Source organism: Enterobacter cloacae complex sp. IR5418, assembly GCF_049238105.1.
Taxonomy (GTDB): Bacteria; Pseudomonadota; Gammaproteobacteria; order Enterobacterales; family Enterobacteriaceae; genus Enterobacter; species Enterobacter hormaechei.
The window spans coordinates 1-16,608 of the sequence record NZ_JBMKHS010000039.1 but is presented as its reverse complement, the minus strand read 5'-3'; the positions used below and the strand labels follow the sequence as shown (position 1 = coordinate 16,608).

The 16,608-nt window shown below is 57.0% G+C and carries 18 protein-coding genes and 1 riboswitch; of the genes, 6 read left to right on the top strand and 12 right to left on the bottom strand.

Annotated features, from left to right (window positions below; all coding sequences use genetic code 11):
- Positions 1–39: 39 nt before the first annotated feature.
- The 10 genes from ACOTX7_RS20770 to ACOTX7_RS20725 all read right to left on the bottom strand — a co-directional run bounded on the left by ACOTX7_RS20770 (position 40) and on the right by ACOTX7_RS20725 (position 8,826).
- Positions 40–357, bottom strand: coding sequence for a PTS lactose/cellobiose transporter subunit IIA (locus ACOTX7_RS20770; protein WP_003862327.1), 318 nt, complete (start codon positions 355–357; stop codon positions 40–42).
- Positions 357–665 (bottom strand): PTS sugar transporter subunit IIB, encoded by a 309-nt coding sequence (locus tag ACOTX7_RS20765; protein WP_006810527.1) that lies wholly within the window; start codon positions 663–665, stop codon positions 357–359. Before ACOTX7_RS20765 ends, ACOTX7_RS20770 begins: the two co-directional genes overlap by 1 nt.
- 180 nt (positions 666–845) lie before the next feature.
- On the bottom strand, positions 846–2,387 hold the full coding sequence (locus tag ACOTX7_RS20760; protein ID WP_006810526.1) for a sensor domain-containing diguanylate cyclase: 1,542 nt from the start codon (positions 2,385–2,387) through the stop codon (positions 846–848).
- A gap of 333 nt (positions 2,388–2,720) precedes the next feature.
- Positions 2,721–3,854 carry a 2-iminoacetate synthase ThiH gene (thiH, locus tag ACOTX7_RS20755; RefSeq protein WP_221256770.1) on the bottom strand — a complete coding sequence of 378 codons (1,134 nt, stop codon included), beginning with the start codon at positions 3,852–3,854 and terminating at the stop codon, positions 2,721–2,723.
- Positions 3,854–4,621, bottom strand: coding sequence for a thiazole synthase (gene thiG, locus ACOTX7_RS20750; protein WP_006810524.1), 768 nt, complete (start codon positions 4,619–4,621; stop codon positions 3,854–3,856). Before thiG ends, thiH begins: the two co-directional genes overlap by 1 nt.
- 1 nt (position 4,622) lies before the next feature.
- A complete protein-coding gene (gene thiS, locus ACOTX7_RS20745; RefSeq protein WP_213828694.1) occupies positions 4,623–4,823 on the bottom strand; it encodes a sulfur carrier protein ThiS in 201 nt (66 codons plus the stop codon).
- Entirely contained in the window at positions 4,807–5,562 is a 756-nt protein-coding gene (gene thiF, locus ACOTX7_RS20740; RefSeq protein WP_221256771.1) for a thiazole biosynthesis adenylyltransferase ThiF, read from the bottom strand. Before thiF ends, thiS begins: the two co-directional genes overlap by 17 nt.
- Positions 5,549–6,190 (bottom strand): thiamine phosphate synthase, encoded by a 642-nt coding sequence (gene thiE / locus ACOTX7_RS20735; protein ID WP_006810521.1) that lies wholly within the window; start codon positions 6,188–6,190, stop codon positions 5,549–5,551. Before thiE ends, thiF begins: the two co-directional genes overlap by 14 nt.
- Positions 6,190–8,085 (bottom strand): phosphomethylpyrimidine synthase ThiC, encoded by a 1,896-nt coding sequence (gene thiC, locus ACOTX7_RS20730; RefSeq protein WP_221256772.1) that lies wholly within the window; start codon positions 8,083–8,085, stop codon positions 6,190–6,192. Before thiC ends, thiE begins: the two co-directional genes overlap by 1 nt.
- Before the next feature lie 79 nt (positions 8,086–8,164).
- Positions 8,165–8,274, bottom strand: a riboswitch (TPP riboswitch).
- Positions 8,275–8,328: 54 nt separating this feature from the next.
- Positions 8,329–8,826 carry an Rsd/AlgQ family anti-sigma factor gene (locus tag ACOTX7_RS20725; protein ID WP_032673706.1) on the bottom strand — a complete coding sequence of 166 codons (498 nt, stop codon included), beginning with the start codon at positions 8,824–8,826 and terminating at the stop codon, positions 8,329–8,331.
- 95 nt (positions 8,827–8,921) lie between these two features.
- On the opposite strand from ACOTX7_RS20725, the gene nudC reads away from it, so the two are divergent.
- The 6 genes from nudC (at position 8,922) to ACOTX7_RS20695 (ending at position 13,274) form a co-directional block, all read left to right on the top strand.
- A complete protein-coding gene (gene nudC, locus ACOTX7_RS20720) occupies positions 8,922–9,695 on the top strand; it encodes an NAD(+) diphosphatase (RefSeq protein ID WP_006810518.1) in 774 nt (257 codons plus the stop codon).
- A gap of 38 nt (positions 9,696–9,733) precedes the next feature.
- On the top strand, positions 9,734–10,798 hold the full coding sequence (gene hemE, locus ACOTX7_RS20715; protein WP_047354430.1) for a uroporphyrinogen decarboxylase: 1,065 nt from the start codon (positions 9,734–9,736) through the stop codon (positions 10,796–10,798).
- 9 nt (positions 10,799–10,807) lie between these two features.
- The gene (gene nfi, locus ACOTX7_RS20710) at positions 10,808–11,479 is read left to right on the top strand and encodes a deoxyribonuclease V (RefSeq protein ID WP_003862312.1); all 672 of its coding nucleotides are present in this window, start codon (positions 10,808–10,810) and stop codon (positions 11,477–11,479) included.
- 41 nt (positions 11,480–11,520) lie between these two features.
- Positions 11,521–12,111 (top strand): YjaG family protein, encoded by a 591-nt coding sequence (locus ACOTX7_RS20705; RefSeq protein WP_003862310.1) that lies wholly within the window; start codon positions 11,521–11,523, stop codon positions 12,109–12,111.
- 186 nt (positions 12,112–12,297) lie between these two features.
- Positions 12,298–12,570, top strand: coding sequence for a nucleoid-associated protein HU-alpha (gene hupA, locus ACOTX7_RS20700; RefSeq protein WP_002445246.1), 273 nt, complete (start codon positions 12,298–12,300; stop codon positions 12,568–12,570).
- 11 nt (positions 12,571–12,581) lie between these two features.
- On the top strand, positions 12,582–13,274 hold the full coding sequence (locus tag ACOTX7_RS20695; protein ID WP_047354431.1) for a DUF1481 domain-containing protein: 693 nt from the start codon (positions 12,582–12,584) through the stop codon (positions 13,272–13,274).
- A gap of 67 nt (positions 13,275–13,341) precedes the next feature.
- Here ACOTX7_RS20695 and purD read toward each other — a convergent pair whose 3' ends face one another.
- Both purD and purH read right to left on the bottom strand, forming a co-directional pair.
- Complete coding sequence (gene purD, locus ACOTX7_RS20690; RefSeq protein WP_125359091.1) at positions 13,342–14,634, bottom strand: phosphoribosylamine--glycine ligase; 1,293 nt, start codon at positions 14,632–14,634, stop codon at positions 13,342–13,344.
- Between the two features lie 15 nt (positions 14,635–14,649).
- Positions 14,650–16,239: a bifunctional phosphoribosylaminoimidazolecarboxamide formyltransferase/IMP cyclohydrolase gene (gene purH, locus ACOTX7_RS20685; protein WP_221256773.1), complete on the bottom strand. Its 1,590-nt coding sequence runs from the start codon at positions 16,237–16,239 to the stop codon at positions 14,650–14,652.
- Positions 16,240–16,608: the final 369 nt, after the last annotated feature.

The following is a 16,608-nucleotide window of genomic DNA, read 5'->3' as shown; positions in this document are numbered from 1 at the left end:
AAAACCCGCCTCGGCGGGTTTTTTTACATCTGCATGTCGTCAATTCACTAACGGGATCCGACGATAAAGCTCAATCATATCGCCCGCCAGGTCCTGAATAACCATCGCGTTCATCAGGTGGTCCTGAGAGTGGACGGTGATCAGGTTAACCGGAAGTTTCCCGGTCCCTTCATCAAGACCGATGAGTTGCGTCTGGATCGTATGCGCATGTTTCACATATTCACGCGATTCTTCCATCGCTTTTTCGGCTTCGTCAAAGTCGCCTTTTCGCGCCATCTGCAACGCTGTCAGGGCCGCACTGCGCGCCGCACCTGCGTTGACAAGCAGTTCCATAATCGTGGTTTCTAAGTCTTCCATTATGACTCCAGAAGTTTGAGCGCTTTTTCCAGTACGGCATCACCTTTCATCATGCCGTAATCCATCATGTCGATGACCGCGACCTTTTTTCCGAGCGGATCGGCCTGCGCCTGGAGTTTTGCCTGTTCGTATTTAACCTGTGGCCCCAGTAATACGATATCAGCCGTCGCGATGTTATCTTTAAACTCCGCGACCGGAACGGCTTTAATGGTTACTTCGACTCCTTTTTTCTGCGCGGCATCTATCATACGTTGAACCAGCATGCTGGTTGACATTCCCGCTGCACAGCATAAAACGATGTTCTTCATAGTCAGCCTCGATCTACATGTGTTTATTGATAATTATCCCGTGCAGACCGCTTCAACAACCGCTTTACCGCGATTGTGTGTCAGGCATCACAAAGAAATCGGCATTTTTCTGAAACCGGTTACAATTTTATACAGGCGAGCATTCTGCCCGTCAGAACGGGCAGAATTTCAGGAGGGGGATTATCGGCTGGCCGTGCTTACGATGCGGTTTTTACCCTGTTGTTTAGCGGTGTACAGCGCTTCATCTACGCTACCGATAAATTGTTCCAGCGGTTCGAAGTGCCACTCTCCCAACCCGGCGCTGAAGGTCACTCGCAGGTTCTCTTCCCGCCAGGTCCGCTTTTCAACGGTGGTGCGCCAGGCTTCCAGTAACGCGTTCGCGGAGTTCATCAGTTCGGCCGGGAAAATCACGGCGAATTCCTCTCCACCGTAGCGGTAAACGGAAACGTGGTGCGGCTGCATGATCTGAATACCCTCGCGCGCCACGTTGCGCAGAACAATATCCCCGCTCAGGTGGCCCCAGGTGTCGTTAATGGATTTAAAGTTATCGATGTCGATCAGCGCCAGAACGAATGGTTGATGAGCGGCCAGCAACTCTCCCACATCGTTATCGAATGCACGGCGGTTTTTACAGCCTGTCAGCGCATCATGCGTGGCCTGACGGACATAGGCCAGTTCGCGTTCTTTGTTCGTTCGGATGGTATGACTGAGCATCGCCTCAAGGCGTGGCGCCTGGTTGACGTCTCCGGTTTTGATGGCGTTGATAATGTTCATCAGCACAGAACGCGAAGCATGACGAAGGTACAGTCCGAACAGAATAATGATGATTGCCGCCAGCGCAAATCCCCAGCCGACGACGGTGGTTTCATGTCGGGTGATTACGGTCAGCGTGGCATCGGAAACCCGATAAATCACAAACCAGTCCGGATTGGTGAAAGAGTAGTAGTAATACCAGGTTTTACTTTTGGGGTCGAAAAGATGGCCTTCGCCGCTGGTCATTTTGTCCATCAGCGCTTCGCTTACGTACTGCTTAAAGAGCGCCCCCGTGTCCGGATGAAGCACAACGGCGCCGTCACGCTCGACGATAAAAAACTCACCCTGAACCGGCGCCACCATCTGGCGCAGCGTATATCCCATGGACGTTAAATCAAGATGAAAAGCGAGCGTGCCCTTCAGACGGCCTTCCGGTGAAATGACCGGCTTATAGAGGGTGACGGTGGGATGTTGGGTGAAATAGTCCAGATAAGGGCGCGTATAGTGAGGAAAGTTGCTGGCTTCCGCTTGCCCGATAAACCATGGGCGGGTTCGCGCGTCGAACGACTTACCCTTCTCCGTTGGAAGCACTTCCGGCGCGCGCAGATGGCGCCCTTCGGTGTCCGCCAGCGAGATAGACGACACCGTCGGCATCAGGTTCTGCAAATGCATTAACATCTGCAAACCGTGTGTCGGGTCGATATTTATTGTCTGATTCACTCTGTCATTACGGGCGAAGTACATCGCAGCGCGACCAAGAATATAGTCATTTTCCCGCAGAATGGTTTCGGTATAGTTAACCGCCAGATTATGGGTGAAGTTACCATTAATCTTATGATAATCCTCAAGAAAATCCTTTCTCTGTGAAAGGATAACCAGGATGGCGATCAGCGCGAAACTGAACAGGATCCCCGCGAAGCTGACCATAATTGGCCGGGTAAAAGAGAGCTTTTTACTATGGAGTGCCATGAGTTGTACATCAATCCAGATGGTAGACGCGTTGCGTCTGTCGATATCCTCAGCATAGTCGCTGTCCGGTTGCTGGTAGTAAATTATACAGAAGGCGGTTACCGACGAGATGATTTATCTTAAGCGTAGATAAGAAACGACGTATTTATTGTATCAATTGAAATTCTGTTTAAGAGGCGGAGGGCAGGGCGAAACGAGGAAGAAGCATTTTCACCCTGGTCAGCGTCCGTTGCTGACGTGGTTAAGCATAAGAAAACCGGGCAGATCGCCTCAATCGCCCGGTTTTGATTTTACGAGCCGCCTCGTAACCTTTCCGCGTTTTTGCAGACGGTTTCAGCCCAGATGCGAAGCTCTTCCCAGCCAGCTATCCCAGTCTTTCCACACCGGCTGTAGACCTTGTGCAGCCAGCGCTTCCGCCACCGCTTCGGGTCGTCGTCCGTCGTGCGGTGCGAACTGTTCCAGTTCCGGATGATCGTCAGCGTAACCGCCCGGCTGCGTTTTGGAAAAGGCGCTGACGTTGTTGATCGCCAGCGGGATCGCGCGGTCGCGAAACGCGGGGGATTCACGCGTGGAGAGCGACAATTCCACTTCCGGCGCGAACAGACGAAAGGCGCACAGGGTTTGCACCAGCTGGCGTTCATCCATTAGCGAGGCGGGTTCAATGCCTCCCGCACACGGACGCAGTCGCGGGAAGGAGATGGAATAGCGGCTTTGCCAGTAGTGCTGCTGCAACCACAGCAGGTGTTCCGCCACCATATAGCAGTCTACCCGCCAGCTGTCAGACAGACCGATAAGCGCGCCCAGCCCAATTTTATCGATACCGGCGCGCCCCAGCCTGTCCGGCGTTTCCAGCCGGAAGATGAAATCCTGCTTCTTCCCTTTCAGGTGATGTCGGGCATAGGTCGCCTCATGGTAGGTTTCCTGATAAACCATTACGCCGTCCAGCCCGAGGGTTTTCAGCTCCGCATATTCCTCCTGCGACAGAGGCTGCACTTCCATCTGCAACGAGGCAAATTCGCGGCGAATGGCCGGAAGATGCTGGCGAAAATAGTCCATTCCCACCTTGCTCTGATGTTCGCCCGTCACCAGCAGAAGATGTTCAAAACCCATTTCCCGAATAGCCGCACACTCGCGGGCGATCTCATGCTCATCCAGCGTTTTACGCTTAATGCGGTTGCTCATGGAGAAGCCACAGTAGGTGCAGTCGTTGGCGCACAGGTTAGAAAGATAGAGCGGCACATAGAAACTTACCGTGTTGCCAAAGCGCTGGCGGGTGAGACGCTGAGCGCGCTGCGCCATCGGTTCAAGGTACGTGCTGGCTGCCGGAGAAAGCAGGGCCATCAAATCCTCGCGGGTCAGCTGCCGGGCGCTTAACGCTTGCTCTACGTCCGCAGCGGTTTTACTGTTGATGCGTAAGGCTATATCGTCCCAGTTAAGCTGACGCCAGCGATCGGTAAAGGTAGCCATCAGAGCGCCTCCAGAAAACCGGTCAGCGGGCTGGTGGCCTGCGCCTGAACGCTGCGCGAGCCGGGACCGGACTGCCGTGCCAGCAGACCAGATTCCACGGCAAGGCGGAACGCACGCGCCATCATTACCGGGTCGTCGGCCACCGCAATGGCGGTATTCACCAGCACCGCGTCGGCGCCCATCTCCAGCGCCTGCGCGGCGTGGCTGGGTACGCCGATCCCCGCATCCACCACTACGGGCACGGTAGCCTGCTCGAAGATAATCTCCAGCATTGCACGGGTTTCCAGACCCTGATTGGAGCCAATGGGCGCGCCTAACGGCATCACGGCAGCGCAGCCGACCTCTTCCAGACGCTTACACAGCACGGGATCTGCGCCGCAGTAGGGCAGGACGGTAAAGCCCTGTTGCACCAGCTTCTCTGCCGCTTTCAGGGTTTCGATTGGGTCGGGCAACAGCCAGCGGGCGTCCGGGTGAATTTCCAGCTTCAGCCAGCGGGTGCCGAGCGCTTCCCGGGCCAGTTGCGCGGCGAAAATCGCCTCCTCGGCCGTTTTCGCACCGGAGGTATTGGGTAAGAGCGTCACGCCTGCCTCCAGTAACGGCGCAAGTATGGCATCGTTGTGCTGACGCAAATCCACGCGCTTCATCGCCAGCGTCACCAGCTGGCTGCCGCTTTCACGGATGGCATCCACCATCAGCTGTGGCGAGGCGAATTTCCCGGTTCCGGTAAACAGGTGTGATTCAAACGTTTTATCGGCAATACGTAACATTTCAGCCCCCTGCGATAACCTGAAACAGCAGGATCTGGTCGCCTTCACTGACCTGCTGATGTTCCCACTGCTCACGCGGCAGGATCTGTTGATTGAGCGCCAGCGCCGTTCCCGGCTTGAGCTGGCGCAGCGTGTCGAGCAGTGCGGCAACGGTGAGATCGTCATCGCACGTCATCGGCTCATCGTTAAACAGAATGCGCATCGCGGCCTCCGCATACCGGACAGTGGCTGGCGCGGTTTAACGCCAGATGACGCCAGCCGCTGGAACGGGCGTCGAACAGCCGCAGCGTGTTGCGTTCTGTCTCCATGCCGCTGAGCAACTTGATGGCCTCCAGCGCCTGAAGGGTTCCCATCACGCCCACCACTGGCCCAAGAATGCCTGCCGTGCGGCAGTTACGCTCCGGTTCCGCCTCGTCCGGCCACAGGCAGCGATAGCAGCCCTGTGCCCACGGCGGCGTAAGTACCATTATTTGCCCGCCGAAACCGACCGCGCTGGCGGTGATCAGCGGCGTGTTCTGTGTCACACAGGCCGCATTAATGGCCTGACGCGTTGCCATGTTGTCCGTGCAGTCCAGCACCACGTCGGCAAGGGCCACTTCCCGTTGCAGATCGTCCCCGCTAAGCCGCGTCTGGAGCGCAACCAGTTCGATATCCGGGTTAAGCTGGTTCAGCCGCTGGCGCGTAACGTGAGCTTTAGGCTGGTTGATGTCTTCTGTCGTAAAGAGAATTTGCCGTTGCAGATTGCTGAGATGTACCTCGTCGTCATCGGCCAGCACCAGCGTGCCCACGCCCGCGCCGGCCAGATACAGCGCGGCGGGGGTGCCTAATCCGCCCAGACCGACAATCAGTACCCGGCTGGCGAGCAGCTTTTGCTGCCCCTCGATGGCGATATCCTCCAGCAGGATCTGGCGGCTGTAACGCATAAAATCACGATCTTTCATCGCCTGCTCCTGCCAGTTGTAAAAGCTGCGCGGTGGCGGCCTGCCAGTCTGCCGCCTGGGTGATGGCGCTGACGACGGCGATACTGCCGACGCCAGTTTCCAGCACGGCGGGTGCACGTTCGAGGCTGATCCCGCCGATGGCGACGGTGGGGTAATCGGCAAGGCGTTTGACGTGGCTCGCGAGCTGCGTCAGTCCCTGGGGTGCGGACGGCATCTGCTTGGTTTGCGTCGGAAAAACGTGCCCGAGGGCGATGTAGGAGGGGCGGGCCGCCAGCGCCACGTCGATCTCCATATCATCGTGCGTTGAAACGCCAAGGCGTAGCCCGGCGTCGCGGATAGCGTTCAGATCCGTTGTTTCCAGATCTTCCTGTCCCAGATGCACGCCGTACGCCTGGTGTTTAACCGCCAGCCGCCAGTAGTCGTTGATAAACAGGCGGGCGTCGTAGCGACGTCCCAGCGCGATGGCGGCGACCACGTCGGCCTCCACCTCTTCATCACGTTTATCCTTGATGCGCAGCTGTAGGGTGCGAACGCCAGCTTCCAGCAGGCGGGCGATCCACTCCACGCTGTCCACCACCGGGTAAAGTCCTAAGCGGAAGGGTACGGGGGGGAAATCAGGCTGATACATTACGCCTCCTCTTTTTTGAGGTAAATTTCACCGCCTTTCGCGCGGAAGGTTTCCGACATGTCCGCCATACCGACTTCAATGGTCTGCGCGGCGGCGTAGTCGCGCACCTCCTGGCTGATTTTCATCGAGCAGAATTTTGGTCCGCACATGGAGCAGAAGTGCGCCACCTTACCCGACTCCTGCGGCAGGGTTTCATCGTGATAGGCGCGGGCGGTGAACGGGTCCAGCGCCAGGTTGAACTGGTCTTCCCAGCGGAATTCAAAGCGCGCTTTGGACATAGCGTTGTCGCGGATTTGCGCGCCCGGATGGCCTTTCGCCAGATCCGCCGCGTGGGCGGCAATCTTGTAGGTGATCAGCCCCTGCTTCACGTCCTCTTTGTTTGGCAGACCGAGATGCTCTTTCGGCGTCACGTAGCAGAGCATGGCGCAGCCGAACCAGCCGATCATCGCCGCGCCGATCCCGGACGTGAAGTGGTCATAGCCCGGCGCAATATCGGTGGTCAACGGCCCCAGGGTATAGAACGGTGCTTCGTGGCAGTGCTCCAGCTCCTCGGTCATGTTGCGGCGGATCATCTGCATCGGCACGTGGCCCGGGCCTTCAATCATTACCTGCACGTCATACTCCCAGGCGATTTTGGTCAGTTCGCCCAACGTATGCAGCTCGGCAAACTGCGCCTCGTCGTTCGCGTCACGGATGGAGCCAGGACGCAGGCCGTCGCCCAGCGACAGAGAGACATCGTACGCAGCGCAGATTTCGCAGATCTCTCGGAAATGCTCGTAGAGGAAGTTTTCCTGATGATGGGACAGGCACCACTTCGCCATAATCGAACCGCCGCGCGAGACGATGCCGGTCAGACGTTTCGCCGTCATCGGCACGTAGCGCAGCAGCACGCCCGCGTGGATGGTGAAGTAGTCCACGCCCTGCTCGGCCTGCTCCAGCAGCGTGTCGCGGAAGGCTTCCCAGGTGAGGTCTTCTGCAATGCCGTTGACCTTCTCCAGCGCCTGATAAATCGGGACGGTGCCAATCGGCACCGGGCTGTTACGCAGGATCCACTCGCGGGTTTCGTGGATGTAGCGGCCCGTGGAAAGGTCCATTACCGTGTCCGCGCCCCAGCGCGTCGACCAGACCAGCTTTTCCACCTCTTCTTCGATGGAAGAGGTAACGGCAGAGTTGCCGATGTTAGCGTTGACCTTCACCAGAAAGTTACGGCCGATAATCATCGGCTCGGATTCCGGGTGGTTGATGTTGGCGGGGATAATGGCGCGCCCGGCGGCCACTTCGTCACGCACGAATTCCGGCGTGATGTTCTCCGGCAGGCGAGCGCCAAATCCTTCACCCGGATGCTGATAGCGCAGCACTTCGCTACGGATGCGCTCGCGGCCCATGTTTTCGCGGATGGCGATGAACTCCATCTCCGGTGTGACAATACCCTGGCGCGCGTAGTGCAGCTGGGTCACGCATTTACCCGCTCTGGCGCGTTTTGGCGTCAGCAGGCCGGTAAAGCGCAGCTCGTCCAGACCGTCGTCGGCCAGGCGCTCGTTGGTATACGCCGAGCTGCGCACGCTCAGTTCCTCGCAGTCGTTACGCGCATCAATCCACGGCTGGCGAAGCTTTGCCAGACCCTGCTGCACATTGATGGCAACAGAAGGGTCGCCGTACGGGCCGGAGGTGTCATACACCGGCACGGCTTCGTTGTCTTCAAACTGCGGATTCTCTTTGCTGCCGCCAATAAGCGTCGGGCTGAGCTGGATTTCGCGCATCGGCACACGGATATCAGCCTGCGAGCCAGAAATATAGATGCGCGTTGAGTTCGGGAAAGCGGTGCCTTCCAGGGTGTCGATGAAGTGTTGGGCTTGTGCGCGCTGTTCGCGGCGGGTCAGTTTTGTTGTAGACATAGCTCATTCCAGATGTGAAGGACATGGCTTGTCAGACGACGGATGAAGCAAGAGAAGATCGCCCCAGGGGCGATACAACAGCAGTGTGACTCTTGTTCCCTTCGCAGGTATTAGCCTGATCAGGTTCCGCGGATCCCGAATTAACGGTCTCAGCCCGTGCTTTCGCACTGGGCACTCCGACAAGAAAAATCCCCCTCGTGAGAGGGGCGAATGGTTGTAAATTACTCGTTAACGATTAAGAACTCAAGCAGGGCGCGCAACGTTATCGCTGATGCTGATATTCAGGTTGTTGTCCAGCACGAGGGCGATGAGCTTGTCTTCCAGCGTGAATCGCTCTTCCAGGGCCTCGCCAAGGTCGGAAAGCGCCTGCTGAAACTCAAGATAGTTATCGTGATCGATAGCGTTCTCAAGCGTGGAATCGTAGTAGTCCATGATCTGCTGGGTGTTGGCTTCCAGCAGCGGACAAAGTTTGCTGGCCGCTAAATACGGCGTTGTCCCTTCCATTTCGCGGATAATGCGTTCATAAATGTTGAAATGGCCGTCGGAAAGGTAGTCGACAAGGCTCTGACAAAAGTCATCCAGCGCTTTTTCATTCAGCCGCATAAAGGATTCTTTGCCAGGCTTAAGACCAACCAGATTGTAATACGCCACGAGTAGATGCTTGCGCACATGTAGCCAGCGATCCACCAGGGTGTTACTTCCTCCAACGCGCTCAGTCAGGCTTTCCAGCTGGTTTAACATGGTCGACTCCATAAGGTTTAGAATGGGATCTGCTTATCCAAAATGTAACCACAATGCTAACAAAATGTCAGTGAAGCGAAGGTAGTGCAATAGATATGGATCGTATTATTGAAAAATCAGATCTGGGTTGGTGGATCGTCAGTCACGAACAAAAATTATGGCTGCCTGGTGGGGAGATACCCTACGGAGCGGCAGAGATCTTCGATCTCGTCGGCCAACCCGCTCTGCGGATCGGCGAGTGGCAGGGCGATCCGGTATGGTTGATCCAACAGGCTCGTCGTCAGGATATGGGATCCGTTCGTCAGGTACTGGATCGGGATGTCGGCCTGTTTCAGCTGGCGGGGCGCGGCGTGCAGCTGGCGGAGTTTTACCGCTCGCACAAATACTGCGGCTACTGCGGGCACACCATGCACCCGAGCAAAACCGAGTGGGCAATGCTCTGCGGCCACTGCCGTGAACGCTACTATCCGCAAATCGCGCCGTGCATCATTGTCGCCATCCGCCGGGATGATTCCATCCTGCTGGCACAGCATACCCGCCATCGAAACGGCATTCACACCGTCCTCGCCGGTTTCGTGGAAGTTGGTGAAACGCTGGAGCAGGCGGTGGCGCGTGAGGTGATGGAGGAGAGCGGCATCAAGGTGAAAAACCTGCGCTACGTGACGTCGCAGCCGTGGCCGTTCCCGATGTCTCTGATGACCGCGTTTATGGCGGAATACGACAGCGGCGAGATTGTTATCGATCAGAAAGAGCTGCTGGAGGCGAACTGGTATCGCTACGACGATTTGCCTCTTTTACCCCCTCCGGGTACGGTGGCGCGTCGCCTGATAGAAGATACCGTGGCAATGTGTCGGGCCGAGTATGAGTAGTGTTACACTGACGGACTGACGCAATAAGGAACTGCAAAATGACCGAACTGAAGAACGATCGTTATCTGCGTGCGCTGCTGCGCCAGCCCGTTGATGTCACCCCGGTGTGGATGATGCGCCAGGCGGGACGCTATCTGCCAGAGTACAAAGCCACGCGCGCGCAGGCCGGTGATTTTATGTCGCTGTGCAAAAACGCCGAGCTGGCCTGTGAAGTGACGCTCCAGCCGCTACGCCGCTTCCCGCTTGATGCCGCCATTCTTTTTTCGGACATTCTCACCATTCCGGATGCGATGGGCCTTGGGCTCTATTTCGAAACCGGAGAAGGCCCGCGTTTTACCTCTCCGATCAAAAGCAAAGCCGACGTTGATAAGCTGCCGATCCCCGATCCGGAAGGCGAGCTGGGCTACGTGATGAACGCCGTGCGCACCATCCGCCGCGAGTTGAAAGGCGAGGTGCCGCTGATTGGCTTCTCCGGCAGCCCGTGGACGCTGGCCACCTACATGGTGGAAGGCGGCAGCAGCAAAGCCTTTACTGTGATCAAAAAGATGATGTACGCCGAGCCGCTGGCGCTGCATGCCCTGCTCGACAAGCTGGCGAAGAGCGTCACACTCTATCTCAACGCGCAGATTAAAGCCGGTGCGCAGTCAGTGATGATTTTCGACACCTGGGGCGGCGTGCTGACCGGACGCGATTATCAGCAGTTCTCCCTGTACTACATGCACAAAATCGTCGACGGCCTGCTGCGTGAAAACGAAGGCCGCCGCGTGCCGGTAACGCTGTTTACCAAAGGCGGCGGTCAGTGGCTGGAAGCGATGGCGGCCACCGGCTGCGACGCGCTGGGCCTCGACTGGACCACCGATATTGCCGATGCGCGTCGTCGCGTGGGGGACAAAGTGGCGCTCCAGGGCAACATGGACCCGTCCATGCTCTATGCGCAGCCCGCCCGCATCGAAGAAGAAGTGTCGACTATACTGTCTGGTTTCGGCCAGGGCGAAGGCCATGTCTTCAACCTCGGTCACGGTATTCATCAGGATGTACCGCCAGAACACGCAGGCGTATTTGTGGAGGCGGTGCATCGGCTTTCTGCCCAGTATCACAAGTAAGGAGTGGTTATGGATCTCGCGTCGCTACGCGCTCAGCAAATCGAACTGGCTTCATCGGTGATCCGCGAGGATCGTCTGGATACCGACCCTCCGCGGTACATCGGCGGAGCGGACGTCGGGTTCGAGCAGGGCGGTGAAGTGACGCGAGCGGCGATGGTGGTGCTGAAATACCCTTCGCTGGAGCTGGTGGAGTACAAGGTGGCGCGTATCGCCACCACTATGCCGTACATCCCCGGCTTTCTCTCCTTCCGCGAATATCCCGCGCTGCTGGCCGCGTGGGAGCAACTCTCGCAAAAACCCGATCTGCTGTTTGTTGATGGGCACGGTATCTCCCATCCGCGTCGCTTAGGCGTCGCCAGCCACTTTGGTCTGCTGGTGGACGTGCCGACCATCGGTGTGGCGAAAAAACGCCTGTGCGGCGCGTTTGAGCCGCTCTCTGCCGAACCAGGCGCGCTGGCACCGCTTATCCATAAAGGTGAGCAGCTGGCGTGGGTCTGGCGCAGTAAAGCGCGCTGCAATCCGCTGTTTATTGCCACCGGGCATCGGGTCAGCATGGACAGCGCCCTGGCGTGGGTGCAACGCTGTATGAAGGGCTACCGTTTACCGGAGCCAACCCGCTGGGCTGACGCCGTTGCCTCTTCACGTCCGGCATTCATTCGTTGGCAGGAAATTCAGCCGTGATTCAGGTAAACTGCGGCTAATTTTCGATTCGAGACATCATCATGTTACAAAACCCGATTCATCTGCGCCTTGAGAAGCTGGAAAGCTGGCAGCACGTGACGTTTATGGCTTGCCTGTGCGAGCGCATGTATCCCAACTATGCCGCGTTCTGCAAGCAGACGGCGTTTGGCGAAGGCCAGATTTATCGTCGTATCCTGGATTTAATCTGGGAGACGCTGACGGTGAAAGACGCGAAGGTAAACTTCGACTCTCAGCTGGAAAAGCTGGAAGAGGCTATTCCGGCTGCGGATGATTTCGACCTGTATGGCGTCTACCCGGCTATTGATGCCTGTGTGGCGTTGAGCGAGCTGATCCATTCCCGTCTGAGCGGTGAAACGCTGGAGCACGCCATCGAAGTCAGTAAGGCATCCATCACCACCGTCGCGATGCTGGAAATGACCCAGGAAGGCCGTGAAATGACCGACGAAGAGCTGCGAGCTAACCCGGCGGTTGAACAGGAATGGGACATTCAGTGGGAGATCTTCCGTCTGCTGGCAGAGTGTGAAGAGCGTGATATTGAGCTGATCAAAGGGCTGCGCGCGGACCTGCGCGAGGCCGGTGAGAGCAATATTGGTATAATTTTTAACCAATGAGACAACAAAACGTGATTTAACGCCTGTTTTGTCACTCCTCGACTCTTCCCTTTCGCCCCCCGTCTGGTCTACATTTGGGGGGCGAAAAAAAGTGGCTATCGGTGCGTGTATGCAGGAGAGTGCTTTTTTGGCATTTTCGTCGCACTCGATGCTTAGCAAGCGATAAACACATTGAAAGGATAACTTATGAACAAGACTCAACTGATTGATGTAATTGCGGACAAGGCTGATCTGTCTAAAGTGCAGGCTAAAGCTGCTCTGGAATCTACCCTGGCTGCTATTACTGAGTCTCTGAAAGAAGGCGATGCTGTACAACTGGTTGGTTTCGGTACCTTCAAAGTGAACCACCGCGCTGAGCGTACTGGCCGCAACCCGCAGACCGGTAAAGAAATCAAAATCGCCGCAGCTAACGTGCCGGCATTTGTTTCTGGTAAAGCACTGAAAGACGCAGTTAAGTAAGACGCGTGGCAGTGAACAGTTTTAACGAAGGGGCGGCGACGCCCCTTTTGTCATTCTGGCGTGGGACGCTCGCGCTGGCAGGCATACTGTTGCTCTCCGCCTGTAGTCATGATTCTTCTCTTCCTCCGTTTACCGCCAGCGGCTACGCTGACGATCAGGGGGCGGTCAGGATCTGGCGCAAAGATTCCAGCGATGAAGTCCATCTGCTTTCCGCATTCAGTCCGTGGCATAACGGCAATACCTCGACCGCAGAATACCGCTGGCAGGGCGATGCGCTGTCGCTCATTGAACTGAATATCTACAGTAAGACTCCCGAACACGTGAAGGTGCGTTTCGACGACCACGGCGAGCTGAGCTTTATGCAGCATGAGGTCAGTGGCCTGAAACAGCAGCTTTCCAGCGATCAGGTCGCCCTCTACCGCTACCGTGCCGAACAACTGCGCCAGACCAGCGATGCGCTGCGTCAGGGCCGCGTGGTATTGCGCCAGGGGCGCTGGCATGCCGACGGCACGGTGACCACCTGCGAAGGGCAGACGGTGAAGCCTGACCTTGAATCCTGGGCAACCGAACACATTCAGCGTCGTCAGCGGCATTCATCAATGGAGGTGAGTGTGGCGTGGCTGGAAGCGCCGGAAGGCTCTCAGCTGTTGCTGGTGGCGAACGAAGATTTCTGCACCTGGCAGCCGACAGAGAAAAGTTTCTAATTGTGCCGCGAGCGGTTCCCTCTCCCCTTAGGGGAGAGGGTTAGGGTGAGGGGAACAGACGCCTCCCTTACTCCCCCTGCTCCCGCGCAATGGCACGATAACCGATATCCTGACGGCTGAAGCTGCCTTTCCAGTGAATATCCGCCATTAGCGCATAGGCGCGCTTCTGCGCTTCTGCCACGGTCTGGCCCAGTGCAGTCGCACACAGCACGCGGCCACCGTTGGTCAGCACACGGTCGTCGTCAGAGAGCTTCGTACCGGCGTGGAACACCTTCGCACCGTCAACCTCTTCCAGCGGCAGGCCGTGGATCTCATCCCCGGTGTTGTAGTTGCCCGGATAGCCACCCGCAGCAATCACCACGCCTAAAGAGGCGCGCTCGTCCCACTCGGAGGTTTTCTCGTCCAGCTTGCCTTCGCATGCCGCCAGGCACAGATCCACCAGGTCAGATTTCATGCGCAGCATGATCGGCTGGGTTTCCGGATCGCCAAAGCGGCAGTTGAATTCAATCACCTTCGGGTTACCCTGCCTGTCGATCATCAGGCCTGCGTAGAGGAAACCGGTGTAGGTATTACCTTCCGCCGCCATCCCTTTCACGGTTGGCCAGATGATGCGGTCCATGGTGCGCTGGTGTACTTCGTCAGTGACTACCGGAGCAGGGGAGTAAGCACCCATCCCGCCGGTGTTTGGCCCCGTGTCGGCATTGCCCACGCGCTTGTGATCCTGGCTGGTGGCCATCGGCAGGACGTGCTCGCCGTCAACCATCACGATAAAGCTCGCTTCTTCGCCGTCGAGGAACTCTTCGATCACGATGCGGTGACCGGCATCACCGAAGGCGTTACCCGCCAGCATATCCTGAACGGCGGCTTCGGCTTCTTCGAGGGTCATCGCCACGATAACGCCTTTACCTGCTGCCAGGCCGTCGGCCTTGATAACAATCGGTGCGCCTTTTTCACGCAGATAAGCCAGAGCAGGCTCTACCTCGGTGAAGTTCTGATATTCCGCCGTCGGGATGTTATGACGCGCGAGGAAATCTTTGGTGAAGGCTTTGGAGCCTTCCAGCTGTGCTGCACCTTCCGTTGGGCCGAAGATTTTCAGACCCGCGGCGCGGAAGGCATCTACAACGCCAATCACCAGCGGCGCTTCCGGGCCAACAATGGTCAGATCGATATTCTCGTTCCGGGCAAAGCTCAGCAGCGCCGGGATATCGGTTACGCCGATGGCGACGTTCTGTAGCGCGGGTTCCAGCGCGGTGCCGGCGTTACCCGGTGCCACGAAGACGGTTTCAACCTGCGGAGACTGTGCTGCTTTCCATGCCAGAGCGTGCTCGCGCCCGCCGTTACCAATCACTAATACTTTCATTTTCTGCTCCGGGAATTAATGGCGGAAGTGGCGCATGTCGGTGAAGATCATTGCGATGCCGTGCTCGTCGGCAGCGGCAATCACTTCGTCATCACGGATTGAGCCGCCAGGCTGGATCACACAGGTGATCCCCACCGCAGCTGCCGCGTCGATACCGTCACGGAATGGGAAGAAGGCGTCAGAGGCCATGGCGGAGCCTTTGACTTCCAGCCCTTCGTCACCTGCTTTAATACCCGCGATTTTTGCAGAGTAAACGCGGCTCATCTGACCAGCGCCTATTCCGATGGTCATGTTCTCTTTGGCGTAGACGATGGCGTTGGATTTCACGAACTTCGCCACTTTCCAGCAGAACAGCGCGTCACGCAGTTCCTGTTCGCTCGGCTGACGTTTGGTCACCACGCGCAGGTCGGCTTCTGTCACCATACCCAGATCGCGGTCCTGAACCAGCAGCCCGCCGTTCACGCGTTTGAAGTCCAGGCCCGGCACGCGCTCGGCCCACTGGCCGCAAACCAGCACGCGCACGTTCTGTTTCGCCGCGGTAATTTTCAGGGCTTCTTCGGATGCGGATGGCGCGATGATCACTTCAACGAACTGGCGGGAGATGATGGCCTGCGCGGTTTCAGCATCCAGCTCGCGGTTGAAGGCGATGATGCCGCCGAAAGCCGAGGTCGGGTCGGTTTTGTAGGCGCGATCGTAGGCATCCAGAATAGAGGTGCTTATCGCGACGCCGCATGGGTTGGCATGCTTGACGATAACGCAGGCTGGCTCGCTGAACTCTTTCACGCATTCCAGCGCGGCGTCGGTATCGGCAATGTTGTTATAGGAGAGGGCTTTGCCCTGTACCTGCTGAGCAGTCGCAACAGAAGCTTCTTTCACCTCTTCTTCTATATAGAAGGCAGCCTGCTGGTGGCTATTCTCGCCGTAACGCATATCCTGCTTCTTAATGAAGTTCAGGTTCAGCGTGCGCGGGAAGCGGCCAGAAGGATCTTTGCTTTCACCGTGGTAGGCAGGTACCAGACTACCGAAGTAGTTGGCAATCATGCTGTCGTAGGCTGCGGTGTGTTCGAAAGCTTTGATGGCGAGGTCAAAACGCGTTGCAAGCGTCAGGGACCCTTCGTTGGCATCCATCTCATTAATAATGGCGTGGTAGTCGCTGCTCTTTACCACGATAGCCACATCTTTATGGTTCTTGGCTGCGGAGCGCACCATGGTCGGGCCGCCGATATCGATATTCTCAACCGCGTCTTCCAGAGAACAACCTTCGCGGGCAACGGTCTGGGCGAACGGGTAGAGGTTAACGACAACCATGTCGATGGGGGCAATATTGTGCTGCTCCATAATGCCGTCGTCCTGACCGCGACGGCCAAGAATGCCGCCGTGCACTTTCGGATGCAGGGTTTTGACGCGTCCATCCATCATTTCCGGGAAACCGGTGTAATCGGACACTTCGGTTACCGGCAGACCTTTCTCTGCTAACAGGCGCGCGGTGCCACCTGTAGAAAGCAGCTCCACACCGCGTGCGGAAAGTGCCTGAGCGAATTCGACGATACCGGCTTTATCAGAAACACTGAGCAGAGCGCGGCGGACTGGACGACGTTGTTGCATGGTAAATCCCCTGGATTTCACGATTACAGAGAGCGTTAGATGAATTTTCCTGCGAAAAACTCATCTAACACACCTGACGGGGCATCCTTATTTAGCGCGAGCATTTTAACGAAAACGTTTGCGCAACGCTCGCACATTTTTACTTTTTCGTATTATTGTGGATAAGTCTGTGTGTAAAAAGGTATAAGGCGGGGTTTTGCTGTGGAATGCAGCAGTCAGTCATTTTTCTGTCATTTAGCGGTTGCGGCCTGCGGAGAACTCCCTATAATGCGCCTCCATCGACACGGCGGATGTGAATCACTTCACAGATAACCCGGTCGGTTGAAGAGAAAAAATCCTGAAATAACGGGTTGACTCTGAAAGAGGAAA

What these genes read in the sequence shown, in the direction of transcription:
- ACOTX7_RS20705 (WP_003862310.1), top strand. Translation starts at nt 11,521, where the DNA reads ATGTTACAAAACCCGATTCATCTGCGCCTTGAGAAGCTGGAAAGCTGG.
- ACOTX7_RS20725 (WP_032673706.1), bottom strand. Translation starts at nt 8,826, where the DNA reads ATGTTAAACCAGCTGGAAAGCCTGACTGAGCGCGTTGGAGGAAGTAAC.
- nudC (WP_006810518.1), top strand. Translation starts at nt 8,922, where the DNA reads ATGGATCGTATTATTGAAAAATCAGATCTGGGTTGGTGGATCGTCAGT.
- ACOTX7_RS20770 (WP_003862327.1), bottom strand. Translation starts at nt 357, where the DNA reads ATGGAAGACTTAGAAACCACGATTATGGAACTGCTTGTCAACGCAGGT.
- nfi (WP_003862312.1), top strand. Translation starts at nt 10,808, where the DNA reads ATGGATCTCGCGTCGCTACGCGCTCAGCAAATCGAACTGGCTTCATCG.
- purD (WP_125359091.1), bottom strand. Translation starts at nt 14,634, where the DNA reads ATGAAAGTATTAGTGATTGGTAACGGCGGGCGCGAGCACGCTCTGGCA.
- purH (WP_221256773.1), bottom strand. Translation starts at nt 16,239, where the DNA reads ATGCAACAACGTCGTCCAGTCCGCCGCGCTCTGCTCAGTGTTTCTGAT.
- thiG (WP_006810524.1), bottom strand. Translation starts at nt 4,621, where the DNA reads ATGTTACGTATTGCCGATAAAACGTTTGAATCACACCTGTTTACCGGA.
- hemE (WP_047354430.1), top strand. Translation starts at nt 9,734, where the DNA reads ATGACCGAACTGAAGAACGATCGTTATCTGCGTGCGCTGCTGCGCCAG.
- ACOTX7_RS20760 (WP_006810526.1), bottom strand. Translation starts at nt 2,387, where the DNA reads ATGGCACTCCATAGTAAAAAGCTCTCTTTTACCCGGCCAATTATGGTC.
- ACOTX7_RS20765 (WP_006810527.1), bottom strand. Translation starts at nt 665, where the DNA reads ATGAAGAACATCGTTTTATGCTGTGCAGCGGGAATGTCAACCAGCATG.
- thiE (WP_006810521.1), bottom strand. Translation starts at nt 6,190, where the DNA reads ATGTATCAGCCTGATTTCCCCCCCGTACCCTTCCGCTTAGGACTTTAC.
- thiF (WP_221256771.1), bottom strand. Translation starts at nt 5,562, where the DNA reads ATGAAAGATCGTGATTTTATGCGTTACAGCCGCCAGATCCTGCTGGAG.
- thiC (WP_221256772.1), bottom strand. Translation starts at nt 8,085, where the DNA reads ATGTCTACAACAAAACTGACCCGCCGCGAACAGCGCGCACAAGCCCAA.
- hupA (WP_002445246.1), top strand. Translation starts at nt 12,298, where the DNA reads ATGAACAAGACTCAACTGATTGATGTAATTGCGGACAAGGCTGATCTG.
- thiH (WP_221256770.1), bottom strand. Translation starts at nt 3,854, where the DNA reads ATGGCTACCTTTACCGATCGCTGGCGTCAGCTTAACTGGGACGATATA.
- thiS (WP_213828694.1), bottom strand. Translation starts at nt 4,823, where the DNA reads ATGCGCATTCTGTTTAACGATGAGCCGATGACGTGCGATGACGATCTC.